The sequence below is a fragment of the Bittarella massiliensis (ex Durand et al. 2017) genome (assembly GCF_009876955.1).
GTDB classification, from domain to species: Bacteria; Bacillota; Clostridia; order Oscillospirales; family Ruminococcaceae; genus Bittarella; species Bittarella massiliensis.
This window is the reverse complement of the sequence record NZ_WWVY01000019.1, coordinates 1-14754: the sequence shown is the minus strand read 5'-3', so window position 1 is coordinate 14754 and position 14754 is coordinate 1. Positions and strand designations below refer to the sequence as shown.

Below are 14754 nucleotides of genomic sequence, written 5' to 3'. Positions count from 1 at the left end.
TCCCCGCCGCCCGCCAGCGGGCCAGCAGGGCCGGGGCGGTGGTCTTTTGGGTGTTGACCCGCACAAAGGTGGGAAACTCGCCCGCAAAGGCCTCCAGCAGGGCGCGGCAGGTGTCGCCGCCGTAGCGCTTTTGCCAGAGCTTTGCGATCCAGGGTTCCACCGAATAGCGCACCGACAGGTCCTCCCCCTCGTAGAGGGGTTTCCCCTCCCGCAGGAAGCGGCGCAGCACGGCGTTGCAGAGCCCGGTGGCCCCGATCTGGCGCAGGGGGCCGGCCAGCTTCACCGTCTCGTTGACGGCGGCGCTGGCGGGGATGCCGTCGCAGAAGGACAACTGGTAGAGCCCCAGGCGGAGGATGGTGCGCACCTGCACCGAGAGGGGCCGCCCCCCGCAGAGCCGGTCGACGGCCTCGTCCAGCCGGTATTTGCAGCTGGTGACCCCGTAGACCAGCCGGGTGGCCAGGGCCCGCTGCCGGGGTTCCAGCCCGCTCTGCTCCAGGGCCTGATCCAGCACCGCCCCGGCGTAGCCGCCGGTCTCCACCCGGCAGAGGGCCTTGGCGGCCACCAGCCGCTCACTCGTCTGTCTGTCAGTCATTGTTCCTCCGTCCGAAAAGCAAGATCAATCGCAGCAGGTTGGCCAGGGAGACCAGCAGGCTGCCCACATAGGTGAGGGCGGCGGCACTCAGCACCCGCTTGGCGCCGGTGAGCTCCTCCCCCTCCAGCAGCCCGGCGTCGCCGAGGATGGCGACGGCCCGGCGGCTGGCGTTGAACTCCACCGGCAGGGTCACCAATTGAAAGACCACCACCAGGGAAAACAGCAGGATCCCCACGTCCACCAGCGGCCCCATCCCCATGATGAAGCCCAGCAGGATGAGGGGCCCCGAGAGGGTGGAACCGATGTTGGTGATGGGGATGATGGCGTTTCGCAGGGTGAGGGGGAAATACCCCTGGGCGTGTTGGAGGGCATGCCCCGCCTCGTGGGCGGCCACCCCGATGGAGGCCACCGAGGTGCCGGAGTAGACTTCCCCCGAGAGGCGGATCACCCCCGCCCGGGGGTCGTAGTGGTCGCTGAGGTGGCCGCCGGTCTCGCTCACCGAGACGTTTGTCACCCCGTTTTGCCGCAGGATGTAGAGGGCCGCGTCCTTGCCGGTAAAGCCCCGGCGGGAAAAGACGTGGCTGTACTTGGCAAAGGTGGACTTGACCCGCACCTGGGCCCAGAGGGTCACCAGGAGGGCGGGCACCACCAACAACAGGTAATATCGGTCGATTAGAAAAAAGGGCATCTGCAAATTCTCCTTCCCGGGGCAAGGATGAGGGTGAGGGCAAGGTCGGGTCAGCCGGCGAAGCGGTCCCCCGCCTTGACCGGGTGGCCGCGCAGAAAGTCGGCCTCGGTGGTGCGCTTGCCGCCCTCCAAGAGGACTTCTTTCAGCCGCACCCCGCTGCCGTCGCCGCAGGCGATACAGAGGGAGCCGTCGGCCACCGCGCAGCCGGGGGGCGCCGCAAAGGGGCCGGGGACCACCTCACAGGAAAAGACCTTGCACTTCTTGCCGCCGAAAAAAGTATAGGCCACCGGCCAGGGGTTTAGACCCCGCACCCGGTCGTGCACCGCCTGGGCGGGGGCGGTGAAATCCAGTTCGGCCAGCTCCTTGTCGAGCATGGAGGCGTAGCAGGACTCCCCCTCCTGCGCCCGGCGGGGGGCCTCGCCCCGCTCCACCAGGCGCAAGGTCTCCACCAGCAGCTCCGCCCCCTGGGCGGCCAGCCGGTCAAAGAGCTCGCCGGAGGTCTCCTCCGGGCCGATGGGGGTGGTGGACTGGAGGATGATGTCCCCGGTGTCCACCCCTTCATCCATATACATGGTGGTGACGCCGGTCTCCTTCTCCCCGTTGATGACCGCCCACTGGATGGGGGCGGCCCCCCGGTAGCGGGGCAGCAGGGAGCCGTGGACGTTGACGCAGCCCAGGGGGGGCAGGTCGATGACCTCCTTGGGGAGGATCTTGCCGTAGGCCACCACCACGATCAAGTCGGGGGCCAGGGCGCGCAGCTCCTCTATCACCTCGGGCCGGCGCAGGCTCTTGGGCTGGTAGACCGGGATGCCGTGGCGCTGGGCCAGCACCTTGACCGGGGGCGGGGTCAGCACCCGCTTGCGGCCCACCGGCTTGTCGGTCTGGGTGTAGACGGCCTTGACCGACAAGCCCTGTTCCAGCAGGGCCCGCAGACTCTGTTCGGCAAAGTCGGGGGTCCCCATAAATACGATGTCCATCTGCAAACCGCCTTTCGCGGGAGGGGGGCTACTGCTCCCCCTCCTCCCCTTCTTGCTGGGCGATGAGTTCGGCCAGCTCTTCCTTGGTGAGGATCTGGCTGGCCTTGTCCACAAACAGCACCCCGTCCAGGTGGTCGAGTTCGTGGCAGACGCAGCGGGCGAAGAGGTCTTCCCCCTCCTTTTCCAGCACCTGGCCGGTGCGGTCCTGGTAGCGGACTTTCACCTTGTAGGGGCGGGTGACAAAGCCGAACTCCCCCGGGAAGGAGAGACAGCCCTCCACCGCCTCCTCCTCCCCCTCGCGGGAGAGGATCTCGGGGTTGATGAGCTCCATCGGCCCCTCCCCCACGTCGATGACCACCACCCGGCGCAGAAGCCCCACCTGGGGGGCGGCCAGGCCGACCCCGTCGGCCTCGTTCATGGTCTCGATCATGTCCTCCACCAGTTGGGCCAGTTTCTCGTCAAACTTCTCCACCGGGCGGCTCTTCTTTCGCAGAAGCTCCTGCTCCTTGGTCACGATGTTGCGCATTGCCATGGTCTACCTGCTCCTTCTCTATCGCACAGTCTGTGGACGCCCCGGCCCCGAAGGGGCAAACGGGCGAAAATTGCCTTATCGCGTCTATTATATCTCATTGTCGGGGTGAAAATCTACCCCCACCGCCACATCCCGCAGGGAAACCTGCTGGGCCAGGGCGGCGATGGCCTCCCGCAGCAGGGCGCGGAAGGTGCGGTTGTTCTTGCACTTGACGATGATCTTGTAGCGGTACTTGTCGCTGACGCGCTCCACCAAAAAGGGGGTGGGGCCCATCAGCCGCAGGGGCACTCCCCGGTAGTTGCCCTGGGCCAGCCGCTGCAAGATCTCCATCAGCGCCCGGCCCGCCTCGATGCACCGCTCCCGCTTGGCCCCGGTGAGGCCGATCAGGCAGAGGTCGCAAAAGGGCGGGTAGAGCAGGTACTTGCGGGCCTGCATCTCCTCGGCAAAAAAGGCGTCGTAGTCCTGGCGGGAGGCCAGGCCCAGCACCCGGTTTTGGGGGTCGAAGGTCTGGATGACCGCCCGCCCCGACTGGGCGCCCCGGCCGCCCCGGCCCACCACCTGGGTCACCAGGGAGAAGCAGCGCTCAAAGCTGCGGTAGCTCTGGCCGCCCAGCACGTGATCGATCCCCAGCACCCCCACCAGGGTGACGTTGGGGAAGTCCAGCCCCTTGGCCACCATCTGGGTGCCCACCAGGATGTCGTACTCCCCCCCGGCAAAGGCCTGTAAAAAGGCGCGGTGGGAGTCCTTGCTGACGGTGGTGTCGGTGTCCATGCGCAGGATGCGCGCCTCGGGGAAGAGGAGTTCCAACTGGTCCTCCACCTTCTGGGTGCCGGCCCCCAACAGCCGCAGGTGGCTGTCGCCGCAGTTGTCGCAGCGGCCGGTCAGCTCCACCGAGTAGCCGCAGTAGTGGCAGACCAGCCGCCCGTTTTGCCGGTGGTAGGTCAGGGGGATGTCGCAGTGCTTGCAGCGGGCCACCGCCCCACAGCTCGAACAGACGGCGGTGGTGTTGTACCCCCGGCGGTTGATGAGCAAGATCACCTGGTGTCCCGCGCCCACGGCCAGTTGGATCTGCCGGGCCAGGGGGCGGGAGATCTCAAAGGTGTTGCCCGAGGCCAGCTCCGCCTTCATGTCCACCAGCTCCACCTGGGGCAGGGCGTTGCCGGAGTACCGCTCCGGCAGTTGGTAGAGGGCGATCTCCCCCCGCTTGGCGGCGCTAAAGGTCAGCACGCTGGGGGTGGCGGAGGCCAGCACCAACTGCGCGGCGTGGTATTTGGCGCGAAAGCGGGCCACGTCCCGGGCGTGATACTTGGGGGAGGAGTCGGAGTGGTAACTCCCCTCCTGCTCCTCGTCCAGGATGATGATGCCGATGTTTCGCAGGGGGGCGAAGACTGCCGAGCGGGTGCCGATGACGATGTCGGCCTTTCCCTCCTTGATCCGCCGGTACTCGCTGGCCCGCTCCCCCACCGAGAGGCCGCTGTGTAGGACCGCCACCCGCTCCCCGAAGAGGGTCTTGAAGCGGGTGATGACCTGGGGGGTGAGGGCGATTTCCGGCACCAGCAAAATTGCCTGTTTGCCCAGGCGCAGGGCGTTTTCGATCAGCTTGATAAAGACCAGGGTCTTGCCCGAGCCGGTGACCCCGTAGAGGAGCGAGCAGCCGTAGGCCCGTTTCGCCATGGCCGCCGACAGGGGGTCGTAGACCGCCGCCTGGGCCGGGGTCAACACCACTCCGCCCGGGTCCTCCCGCCCGGCCACGTCGAAGACCTCGCGGTAGCTCTCCTGCTCAAAGAGGGCCAGGGCCCCCTTCTTTTTCAGGTTGTCCACCACCGTCCGCCCCACCCCGGTCTGGTAGAGCAGCTCTTTCAAGGTGGCCCCCTCCTCCCTGGTGCAGAGCCAGTCGTAGACCGCCTTCTGCTTGGGGGTCAGCTTACCTGTAAAGGGAATGGCCTTGGCCCACGTGATCTGGTCCCCGCCGTAGCGGCGGCGGTTCTGGTAGTCCCGCTCCAGGGCGCCGCACTCCAGCAGCTCCCGCAGTTCCCTGGCGTCCGGCTTCCCGCCGGCCGCCGCCAGCAAATCGGCGCAGAGGAGCCGCCCCCGGCGGGCGCGCAGGGCCTCCACCGCCGACTGCTGCCGGGGGGTGAGGGCGGGGGGCAGCAGCTCCTCGCGCAGGAGGAAATACTCCTTGATGGTGATCCCCACCCCCGCCGGGAGGATGGCCTTGGCCGCGTCGTAGTAGGTGCAGAAGGTGGTCTCCCGCAGGTAGAAAACCAGCTTGAAGAGCTCTTCATTCTCGCAGAGTTCCCGGTCGTAGACGCTGGCGATCTCCTTGCAGCGGGAGGTGTCCTCCTCCTGGCAGAATTCCAACACCAGGCCGCTGCGGCGCTTGTTCCCCCGCCCAAAGGGGACGGTGACCCGCGCTCCAGGGGCGACCTCCTCCCGCAGGGCGGGGGGGATCTTATAGCTAAAGGGCTTGTCAAAGTAAAAGGCGGCATTGTCCACCGCTATTTTCGCAACCGTTTCGGGCACAGACAAAGCCGCCTCCTCTCTTCTATTTTCCATCTCGGGGACAGGCGCGCCGGCCGCCCGCGGCCGCGGGTTCCAAAGCCGGTCCGCCGCGCCCCCACACAGCTCTAGTGCTCGCCCCGCTTGGCCTGCCAGAGAGCGAGCAGCCGGTCCAGCAGCCGGTCGGCCAACTCCCCCTTTTGCAGTAAGGGCAACTCCTCCGCCCCCTCTTTGGTGAGGAGGGTCGCCACGTTGGTGTCCACCTCGAACCCGGCGCCGGGCTGCTTGAGGTTGTTGGCCACGATCATGTCGGCGCGCTTGGAGGCGAGTTTCTTGGACGAATTCTCCACCAGATCCCTCGTCTCCATCGAGAAGCCGCAGATCACCTGGTCGGGGCGGGCGCACTCCCCCACCGCCGCCAGGATGTCCTTGGTGCGCACCAGTTCGATGCGGCCGTCCAACTGGTCCTTTTTCAGCTTGTCCTCCGCCGTCTGGGCCGGGGTGAAGTCGGCCACCGCCGCCGCCTTGACCACCATGTCCTGCCCGTCCAGCCGGTCCATCACCGCCCGGTACATCTCCTCCGCCGACTCGACGGGGACCGTCTCCACCCCCTCGGGGGGAGCCAGGGACACCTTGCCGGTGACCAGGGTCACCACCGCCCCCCGGCGCTGGGCCGCGGCGGCGATGGCATAGCCCATCTTCCCGGTGGAGCGGTTGCTGAGAAAGCGCACCGGGTCCAAATACTCCCGGGTGGGGCCGGCGGTCACCAGCAGCCGCACCCCCTCCAGATCCCGCTTGGGGGGGAAGAGGATGCGGTGGATGGCCTCCACCAGGGCCGGGGGCTCGGGCAGCCGCCCCTTGGCGGTGACCCCGCAGGCCAGGTAGCCGCTGTCCGGCTCGACGATCAGCATCCCCCGCCGGCGCAGGGTCTCGATGTTTTGCTGGGTGGCGGGGTTTTCGTACATGTTCACGTTCATGGCCGGGGCCACCAGCTTGGGGCAGGTGGCGGCCAAAAAGGTGGTGGTGAGCATGTCGTCGGCCAGGCCGCAGGCCGCCTTGGCGATGAAGTTGGCGGTGGCCGGGGCCACGGCGAAGAGGTCGGCCCCCTCGGTGAGGGAGATGTGCTTGACATCCCAGGAAAAGACCCGGTCGAAGGTGTCGACATAGGCCTTGCGCCGGGTGAGGGTCTCAAAGGTGAGGGGGGTGATGAACTGGGTGGCGTTCTCGCTCATGAGGACGTGGACCTCAGCCCCCTCCTTGGTGAGGGCCGAGGCCACGTTGGCCATCTTGTAGGCGGCGATGCCGCCGGTGATCCCCAGTAAAATCTTCTTGCCGGTCAGGTCCATCATTCATCCCTCCTGCGCGCGCCGCCCGCTGTGCGGGGGCGCCTGTCAGTCGTTTCTGCCGTCGTCCCGGATGGAGCAGACATTGTTGGCAAACTCCATCACCGCCAGCTTCACCGGCTTTTCCACCAGGATGCGCTCCTCCTCGGCGGCCTCCTCCACGATCTCCCGGGCGCGCTTGGCCACGGCCACCACCAGCATGTAATAGCTCTGGTTGGGTTTCAGCAGTTCACTCAGTGCGGGTCTTAACATTCTTCCATCACTCTTTCCATAATTTGTCCCATGTAGCGGGAGGCGCGCTTCTGCGCTTCCATAATGGTCTCGATTTGGTCGGCGCAGCTCTCGACGGTGTCGTTGAGCACCACGTAGTCGTACAGGCCGTACTGCCGCAATTCCTCTTTGGCCACCGACAGCCGCCGCTCGATGGTGGCGGCGTCCTCGGTTCCGCGGCCCTCCAGCCGGCGGCGCAGCTCCTTCATGCTGGGGGGGATGACGAAGAGCAGCGTCGCCTCGGGCGCCAGGGTGCGGATGTTTTTGGCCCCGGTGACCTCGATTTCCAGCAGCACGTCCTGGCCGGTGGCCAGGCTCTCCTCCACCGGCGCCTTGGGGGTGCCGTAGTAGTTGCCGCAGTAGTTGACATATTCCAGCATCTCGCCGTCGGCGATCCGCCGCTCGAACTCCTCTTTGCTCAAGAAGTAGTACTGCACCCCGTCCACCTCGCCGGGGCGGGGGGCGCGGGTGGTGGCCGAGACCGACAGTTTCAGCGGGCGGCGGCCCATCAGCTCTTTGATGGCCGTGCCCTTGCCGCTGCCCGAGGGGCCGGAGAGGACAAACAGGATCCCGCGATTATTCATCTTCATCCTCCTCCAGCAGGTCCTCCCCCTTGTCCAGCCGGTTGCCGATGGTCTCGGGCTGCACGGCCGAGAGGATGACGTGGTCGCTGTCGGTGACGATGACCGCCCTCGTCCGCCGCCCGTAGGTGGCGTCGATGAGCAGGCCCTTGTCCCGGGCGTCCTGGATGATCCGCTTGATGGGGGCGCTCTCCGGGCTGACAATGGCGATGAGCCGGTTGGCCGACACCATGTTGCCAAAGCCGATGTTGATCAGTTTCATAGCGATTCCTTTCCGGCCTGGGGCCGCTTACTCAATATTCTGCACCTGTTCGCGCATCTTCTCGATCTCCGACTTCATCTCCACCACCAGCTTGCTGATGGCCACGTCGGAGCACTTGGAGCCGATGGTGTTGGCCTCGCGGTTGAACTCCTGCACCAGGAAATCCAGCTTGCGGCCCACCGCCTCGCCCCCGGCCAGGATCTCTTCCAGCGAGGCCACGTGGCTGCGCAGCCGCACCGTCTCCTCGTCGGTGGCCACCTTGTCGGCAAAGAGGGCCGCCTCGGTGAGCAGCCGCCCCTCGTCGATCTGGCGGTCGCCCAGCAGCTCCTGCAACTTGGCGTAGAGCCTGTCCCGGTAGGCGCTCACCGTCTGGGGGGCAGCGGCCTCGATTTTGGCCACATAGCCGAGCACCGCCTGGGCGCGGGCGAGGATGTCGTCCTTCATCCGCTCCCCCTCGGCGGCCCGCATGGCGAGAAACTCGTCCACCGCGGCCTCGGCCACCTGGGCGACCAGGGACCAGACGGCCTCGGGGTCCTCCTGCGCGCGGCGGACGGCAAAGACATCGGGCAGACGGGCGATGTCGGAGAGGGCGATGTCATCGTCCACATCCAGCTCGGCGCGCACCTCCCGCAGGGCCTGCAAATAGCCCTGGGCCACCGCCCGGTTGACGGCGATGACCTCGTCCCCCCCGTCGAGCCGCTGCAGGTAGAGGTTGACCTGAATTTTGCCGCGGGAGACCCGCTCCTGCACAAAGGCCTTCAGCCTGTCCTCCAGATAGCCGTACATCCGCGGCGTCTTGCAGGAGAACTCAAAGTAGCGGTGGTTGACGCTCCTGATTTCCAGCAGGATGTCGTAGCCGCCCAGCTGCTGCTGGCTGCGGCCGTACCCGGTCATGCTCCGAACCATCCATTCGCCCCTCTTCTCATTGTTTCATCGGCACAAAACAGCCCGCGTGGCTCCGCCTGGCGGCGGCCCGCAGGCGCCTGTTTTACTCCCTATCGCTGCCCCTAAAAGGGGCGGTTTTGTGGCGCGCCGCCGGGGACTCCTGTCCCCTGGCGGGCGGGGGCGTCCGGCTCTCATTTGGGCCGCCCCTATTTTTATCTATTTTACTATTTTGGGGCGGTCACTGTCAACCGCACCCCTTCTATTTTGGGCCGTTTTCTCCGCCAATCTGCAGTTTTCTCGCAAATTTGTTTTCCCCCTCCACCGCCCTGCCACTCTCCTGTGGACGGGACTCTCCACAAAAAAGGAATGGCCGCCCGCGGGCGGCCGACAAGGAAAGGGGGAGACAACGCCACTTGGCGGCGCTCTGGGGCGCTGAGCGGGGGGCAGAGAGGGACTTGCACGCGGCGGGGCAAACCCGCAGACCGCCCTTTTTCAGCAGGGTTTTGCCGATCGGTCTCCCTGCCCAGCACCCGGGCCGGTTTGCTGCCGGACGGGAGGAGATAGGGTTCACAGGCGGCGCAAGGAAACGCTCCCTGTAACCGACTTAGACAGTGAGGACGGAGCAAGACGGTTTACACCCACCACCACTGCTGGCATCTCAGTACACTGGCCAAGTGCAGAAGGGAGGCTTGCACGTGCCGGGTCAAACCTGCAGACCGCTCTTTCTCAGCAGGATTTTGCCGGTCGGCCTTTCCCCTGCCCAGCACCCGGGCCGGTTTGTCGTTGGGTGGAAGAATGCTGGGTTTATAAGCGGCGCGAGAAAACGTCTCCGCCGCCTCGAACAGCGGGTGCGGGGCAAGACGGCCTCCCCCTCCAACGCGCTGGTGTATCGGCTGGCACCTCGGGGCGCCAGTCAGGTACGGAGAGAGGCTTGTGTGCAGCCGAGTGAACCTACAGACTGCCCTTTCTCAGCAGGGCTTTGCCGGTCGACCTTCCCCCTGTCCAGCACCCGGGCCGATTTGCCGCCGGGTGGGAGGAGATGGGGATTACGGGCAGTGGCAAGGAAACCCTCCCTGCGCCACTCCCGACCACGGGACGGGGAGGGGCGGCTTACACCCTCCTCAAAAACCGTCTTGTGAAGAGGGCGATCCACAGCAGGCAGGTGAGGATCCCCAGGGCAAACGAGAGGGGATCTGCGCCCTCCATCACCAGTTTGCCGATCCAAAAAGAGGGGAGGAACGCCAGCCAATAGTGGTGGGGGGCCGGGACAAACCACAGCAGGATGAGGCCGGCAAAGCTGATCCCCGTCAGCTTTGAGACGGCCAGTCCCTCCACCCGATTTCCGGCCAACGAGACCACCATCATCGCCAAAAAAATGCCGGTCAGGCTGCTGACGATCGCACTTTGGAGAACGGTTTGAAAGGACAGGGGCGAGAGCTTGCAGGCCAGGGCCACCAGCAGGGTGACCCCCAGCGCCCACCCCATCGAAATGCCGATGCGCGCCAGCAGGTAGGGATACCCCGCCGAGGGGGTGATTTGGTAGAAAGCCCCCAGGCCCTCGTCCCGCTCCTCCAGGATCAAAAATGCCGAGATGATGGCCACAAACATGGGCGCGAGGCAGATGAGCATGCCGTCGGCCAGGCCGTACCACGCAGCGATGGAGAAGGAAAACCGCTCCGTCAGCGCGCGGTCGATCAGGGGGATGGCAAAGCGAAAGAACAGCCCGGCAAAAAGGGGCGCTGGGACCAGGACCAGCAGCATCCCGTCCCTCGCTATCTGCCGCAGGCCGGCGGCAAAGAGTTTTCCCGTGTTTCTCATCTGCCCTCTCCCCCTTCTGCCCGCAGAGCGGCCCCGACGCGCCTGTCGGCCCAGACCAGCGCCAGCCCAAACCAGAGGGCGAGCACCCCCCACAGCCAGCCGCCCGCCCCCTGCGCCAAGCCGATGGAACCGGCGATCGCGCGCCAGAGGGCCGTGCTCGGAACCATCTCCAAGAGCGGGTGGGAGAACCCGAAGGCCGTCAAAACGGGCGGGGCTGTCAGGGCGGTCAGGGGGAGGATAACCACCGTCAGATAGTGGTTGACAGAGCGGGCGCGGGAGGCGACCGTCAGCCCGATGAGGTTGAGCACCACCGCCCCGGCAAACACCCCCAGGGAGAGACCCGCCAGGTGGACCCCTCTCCCCAGGGAGACAAGGGCAATGAGGTCGGCCGACACCGTTGACAAAACCGCCAGGGAGACGGCCTTGGAGAGGATGTACTCCACCGGGCGGAGAGGGGAAACGCACCAAAAGCGGTGAAGTCCCTCCCCCCGCTCTAACAGCCAGATCCCGCCGATGAAGAAGATGCCCAGCATGGCGGGGTCGGTCAGGATGACGAGGGCGGCGACCGCGTCTCGATACGCCGGGGGCACCATCGCCAGCACGCCGATATAGACGGCGCTGAAAAAGGCATAGAGAAAATAAAACCCGTATTTTGCCTGAAAGCGGATGTCATTTTTCAGGGCACTTAAAAATCTCATCGCAGCCCCTTTCCGGTCAGCGCAATGAACACGTCCTCCAGCGTCCGCTCCTTGGAGTGGATGCTCGTCAGGTCGTCCCGCTGCAGTGCGGCCCGAAACGCCGGCGAGGCGCCCAGTTCGGCCAGAGCGCAACTGCCCCTCCCCTCCCCTTCACCGTCCCGAAAACGGTACTCCACCTCTGTCGCCCCATCTCCCCTGCGCAGTGCACAGGGGGTGTCAAGGGCCCGCACAGAGCCGTCAGCGATAAAGGCGACCCGGTCGCAGAGCTCCTGCGCGTCGTGCATGTTGTGGGTGGTGAGGATGACGGTCTTCCCCCGCTCCCTCTCCTCCCGTATCATCCCCTTCAACACCCTCGCATTCGCCGGGTCCAGACCGCTGGTCGGCTCGTCGAGGAAGAGCAGGGCGGGGTCGTGCAGCAGCGCGCGCACAAAGCCGAGGCGCATCTTCATCCCCTTGGAAAAGCTGTCGACCCGCTTGTCCGCGTCGCGGTGCAGGCCCACCCGCTCTAAAAGCGCCATCGGGTCGGCCGTCTCGCCGGCGTAGAGGGAGGCGAAATACCGCAAATTCTCGCGCGCGGTGAATTTGCCGTAAAAGTTGGGGAACTCAAAGTCCACGCCGATGTGCTGGTAGTAGTCGCTCCGCCGCCGCTTCATCTCGATCCCGAAAACGCGGACGCTCCCCCGGTATTCCCGGAGGGTCCCCGTCAAGATCTTTTGCAGGGTGCTCTTGCCCGCCCCGGACGGGCCGAGAAAGCCGAACACCTCCCCCTGCTCTACGGAAAAATCGATTTCGCGGATGGTGTCCCCCTTGGCGGACGGGTATCGAAACGAGAGGTTTTCCACCTCAATGGTCCTCATCGACGATCAACTCCTTCAATACGCCGTCCAGAATGATTTCCATCACGGCCTGCCTGCTGTCCGCCCCCTCCTGCTGCAAATTGAGAAAGGCGACGGCCAGGGTCTGCAGGGCCTTGGTGGCGATCTCCGGCCCGCAGGCAAAGCGGATGCCGAATTCCTCCAACCTGGCCAGCTCCCGCCTGTCGTCCTGGGTGTGCGCCTCGATCGCCTCCGGGGGCAGCTTGCGGTAGAGGTAGTCGGCGGTCTCCCCGTCGGCCTGCCTGAGCATGGGATAGCGCTGCAACTCGTCAAACATCCAGAGGAAGCACCCCTTGCAGAGCGCCCTCGGCGGCAGGGCGCGGTGTTCCTTTAAAAACGCGTCCATATCGCGCCACATCTGAAGTTGCAGGTTCCCCGCAATGTCCAGATACAGGTGTTCCTTGCTGGGATAAAAGGTGTAAAAGGTGCCCTTGGCAATGCCGGTGGCCCGCACGATCTCGTCGACGGTGACCTTTTTCACCCCGAACGCGGCAAATAGCCGCTCCCCTTCTCGCATCAATCTCTGCCGGATGATCTCCCTTTCCCCGGCGCTGAATCTGGGCATGGGCCGTCCTCCAATCTATATGACTATATTTTTTCTTTTAGCCATATAGATTGTACCACTTCGCCTCTCCGCCTGTCAAGGGCCGTCCCCTCCACTCCCCTTGCATTGCAGATCCTCCCCTTCCAGGCAAAATCACCGCTGAAACGGGCGATCCGCACCGATCCCAAAAGGGCCTTATCTGGGCCCAGCCCCTCGGGGGCATCGAATATCTTTTCATAACACCCACGCCACCGCCAAACCGGCAATCGAGGACACCTCTCAGCCCCAGAGCCTGCCCTTCTTTTTGCGCCTTCTGAGCCCCCTCCTTTGGGGAAGTCTTTTGTGGGAGCAATTTGACACCCCCGGCAGAGTCGGGGATCCGGGGCGCAAAAACGGCAAAAAAAGACAGTCGGAAGGCTTGTTACCTTCCGGCTGTCTTTCATACCGATCGACGGCAAGGGCAGCGCCCTTTGCGCGCTCTGCTTACAGGGGGTGGACCTTGTTCTGGGTGTCCACGTGCTCGCCGTCGATGTGCAGCTGTTTGTTGCGGCGGTTCTCGAAGAACTTGACCGCGACCTGGCCGAACTGGGCGTAGGTCAGCACGTCCTCTTCCTGCTGCATGTAGTCGGCGCACTCGGCCCGCAGCTTATCCAGCTCGGGCTCGATCAGGTCGGCGGGGCGGCAGGTGATCCGCTCGTCGTCGCCGATGATCTTCTTGACGAAATCGGGCTCGATCTCCACCGGGGTGCGGCCGTATTCGCCGCGCACCAGGCCCTTGAACTCCTTGGTGACCATCTTGTAGCGCTCCCCGCCGATGACGTTGAACACCGCCTGGGTGCCGACGATCTGCGAGGTGGGGGTGACCAGCGGGGGATAGCCGGCGTCTTTGCGGACGCGGGGGATCTCCTGCAGCACCTCTTCAAACTTGTCCTCTTTGCCGGCCTGTTTCAGTTGGCTGATGAGGTTGGAGATCATGCCGCCGGGCACCTGGTAGAGCAGGGTGTTGGCGTCCACGCCCAGGACCTTGGGCGAGATCATCCCGTTTTCGATGTACTTGGTGCGGATCTTGGCAAAGTACTCCCGCACCTTGTTGAGCTGGTTCAGGTCCAGACCGGTGTCGTACTCGGTCCCGGCCAGGGCGGCCACCATCGACTCGGTGGGGGCGTGAGAGGTGCCCAGCGCCAGGGGGGAGATGGCGGTGTCGATCACGTCGGCGCCCGCCTCGATGCCCTTGAGCAGCACCATGGAGGCCAGGCCGGAGGTGTAGTGGGAGTGCAGCTGAATGGGGATCTTCACGTTCTCCTTCAGGGCCTTCACCAGGTCGTAGACGGTGTAGGGGGTCAACAGGCCCGCCATGTCCTTGATGCAGATGGAGTCGGCGCCCTCGTTCTCCAGCTCCTTGGCGTACTGCACAAAGTAGGGGATGTTGTGCACCGGGGAGGTGGTGTAGGAGATGCAGGCCTGCAGGTGGGCGTTCTGACGCTTGGTGGCGCGGATGGACGCCTGCAGGTTGCGGATGTCGTTGAGGGCGTCAAAGATGCGGATGACGTCGATGCCGTTGGCCACCGACTTCTCGACGAAGTACTCCACCACGTCATCGGCGTAGTGGCGGTAGCCCAGGCAGTTCTGCCCCCGGTAGAGCATCTGGATGGGGGTGTTGGGCATGTGTTTTTTAATGGTGCGCAGTCTGTCCCAGGGGTCTTCGTCCAAAAAGCGGATGCAGGCGTCGAAGGTGGCGCCGCCCCAAGCTTCCACCGAATGGTAGCCCACTTTGTCCATCTCGCCCAAAATTGGCAACATGTCGTCCATGGTCATCCGGGTGGCAAACAGGGACTGGTGTGCGTCGCGCAATACGGTTTCTGTAATTCCAATCTTAGCCATAAACCAGTACCTCTTTCTCCTTCCAGGTATGCTTTACTGGAGGGTCATAATCAAATCGTTGGAGTTGACCGAGTCGCCCTTCTGCACGTTGATGGAGGCGACGGTGCCGTCCTGCGGGCACATGATCTCGTTCTCCATCTTCATGGCTTCCAGGATGGCCAGGACGTCGCCCTTCTTGACGGCGTCGCCGGCGGCGACCTTGATGTCGAGGATGGTGCCGGGCATGGGGGCCTCGATCTTCACGGCGCCGGCGGCACCGGCGGGGGCGGCAGCGGGGGCCGGTGCGGCGGCAGGGGCCGGAGCAGGGGC

Annotated in this window: 16 protein-coding genes; all 16 read right to left on the bottom strand. The window is 65.0% G+C overall.

The window, feature by feature from the left end:
* Positions 1-592: transcription antitermination factor NusB (locus tag GT748_RS13935; RefSeq protein ID WP_279286108.1), on the bottom strand; the 592-nt coding region annotated here is incomplete at its 3' end.
* Positions 585-1280: a zinc metallopeptidase gene (locus tag GT748_RS13930; protein ID WP_021658606.1), complete on the bottom strand. Its 696-nt coding sequence runs from the start codon at positions 1278-1280 to the stop codon at positions 585-587. The genes GT748_RS13935 and GT748_RS13930, both read right to left, overlap by 8 nt.
* A gap of 50 nt (positions 1281-1330) precedes the next feature.
* Positions 1331-2257, bottom strand: a complete 927-nt coding sequence (gene fmt, locus GT748_RS13925; RefSeq protein ID WP_021658605.1) for a methionyl-tRNA formyltransferase — start codon at positions 2255-2257, stop codon at positions 1331-1333.
* Between the two features lie 28 nt (positions 2258-2285).
* Positions 2286-2789, bottom strand: coding sequence for a peptide deformylase (gene def, locus GT748_RS13920; RefSeq protein WP_021658604.1), 504 nt, complete (start codon positions 2787-2789; stop codon positions 2286-2288).
* A gap of 87 nt (positions 2790-2876) precedes the next feature.
* On the bottom strand, positions 2877-5312 hold the full coding sequence (gene priA / locus GT748_RS13915; protein ID WP_161222368.1) for a replication restart helicase PriA: 2436 nt from the start codon (positions 5310-5312) through the stop codon (positions 2877-2879).
* Positions 5313-5416: 104 nt separating this feature from the next.
* Positions 5417-6634 carry a bifunctional phosphopantothenoylcysteine decarboxylase/phosphopantothenate--cysteine ligase CoaBC gene (gene coaBC / locus GT748_RS13910; protein WP_044992064.1) on the bottom strand — a complete coding sequence of 406 codons (1218 nt, stop codon included), beginning with the start codon at positions 6632-6634 and terminating at the stop codon, positions 5417-5419.
* A gap of 45 nt (positions 6635-6679) precedes the next feature.
* Entirely contained in the window at positions 6680-6883 is a 204-nt protein-coding gene (locus tag GT748_RS13905) for a DNA-directed RNA polymerase subunit omega (protein WP_021658601.1), read from the bottom strand.
* Positions 6877-7485, bottom strand: a complete 609-nt coding sequence (gene gmk, locus GT748_RS13900; RefSeq protein WP_044992063.1) for a guanylate kinase — start codon at positions 7483-7485, stop codon at positions 6877-6879. The genes GT748_RS13905 and gmk overlap by 7 nt, the downstream gene beginning before the upstream one ends.
* A complete protein-coding gene (gene remA, locus GT748_RS13895; protein WP_044992062.1) occupies positions 7478-7750 on the bottom strand; it encodes an extracellular matrix/biofilm regulator RemA in 273 nt (90 codons plus the stop codon). The genes gmk and remA overlap by 8 nt, the downstream gene beginning before the upstream one ends.
* 21 nt (positions 7751-7771) lie before the next feature.
* Entirely contained in the window at positions 7772-8650 is an 879-nt protein-coding gene (locus GT748_RS13890) for a YicC/YloC family endoribonuclease (protein ID WP_021658598.1), read from the bottom strand.
* Positions 8651-9739: 1089 nt separating this feature from the next.
* On the bottom strand, positions 9740-10447 hold the full coding sequence (locus tag GT748_RS13885) for a hypothetical protein (RefSeq protein ID WP_021658595.1): 708 nt from the start codon (positions 10445-10447) through the stop codon (positions 9740-9742).
* Complete coding sequence (locus tag GT748_RS13880) at positions 10444-11145, bottom strand: fluoroquinolone export ABC transporter permease subunit (protein WP_021658594.1); 702 nt, start codon at positions 11143-11145, stop codon at positions 10444-10446. The genes GT748_RS13885 and GT748_RS13880 overlap by 4 nt, the downstream gene beginning before the upstream one ends.
* Positions 11142-12002 (bottom strand): ABC transporter ATP-binding protein, encoded by an 861-nt coding sequence (locus GT748_RS13875; protein ID WP_021658593.1) that lies wholly within the window; start codon positions 12000-12002, stop codon positions 11142-11144. Before GT748_RS13875 ends, GT748_RS13880 begins: the two co-directional genes overlap by 4 nt.
* Positions 11989-12585 (bottom strand): TetR/AcrR family transcriptional regulator, encoded by a 597-nt coding sequence (locus GT748_RS13870; RefSeq protein ID WP_021658592.1) that lies wholly within the window; start codon positions 12583-12585, stop codon positions 11989-11991. The genes GT748_RS13875 and GT748_RS13870 overlap by 14 nt, the downstream gene beginning before the upstream one ends.
* 462 nt (positions 12586-13047) lie before the next feature.
* Positions 13048-14445: an oxaloacetate decarboxylase subunit alpha gene (locus GT748_RS13865; protein ID WP_021658590.1), complete on the bottom strand. Its 1398-nt coding sequence runs from the start codon at positions 14443-14445 to the stop codon at positions 13048-13050.
* A 33-nt stretch (positions 14446-14478) separates the two neighbouring features.
* On the bottom strand, positions 14479-14754 hold a 276-nt coding region (locus GT748_RS13860; protein WP_161222367.1), incomplete at its 5' end, for a biotin/lipoyl-containing protein.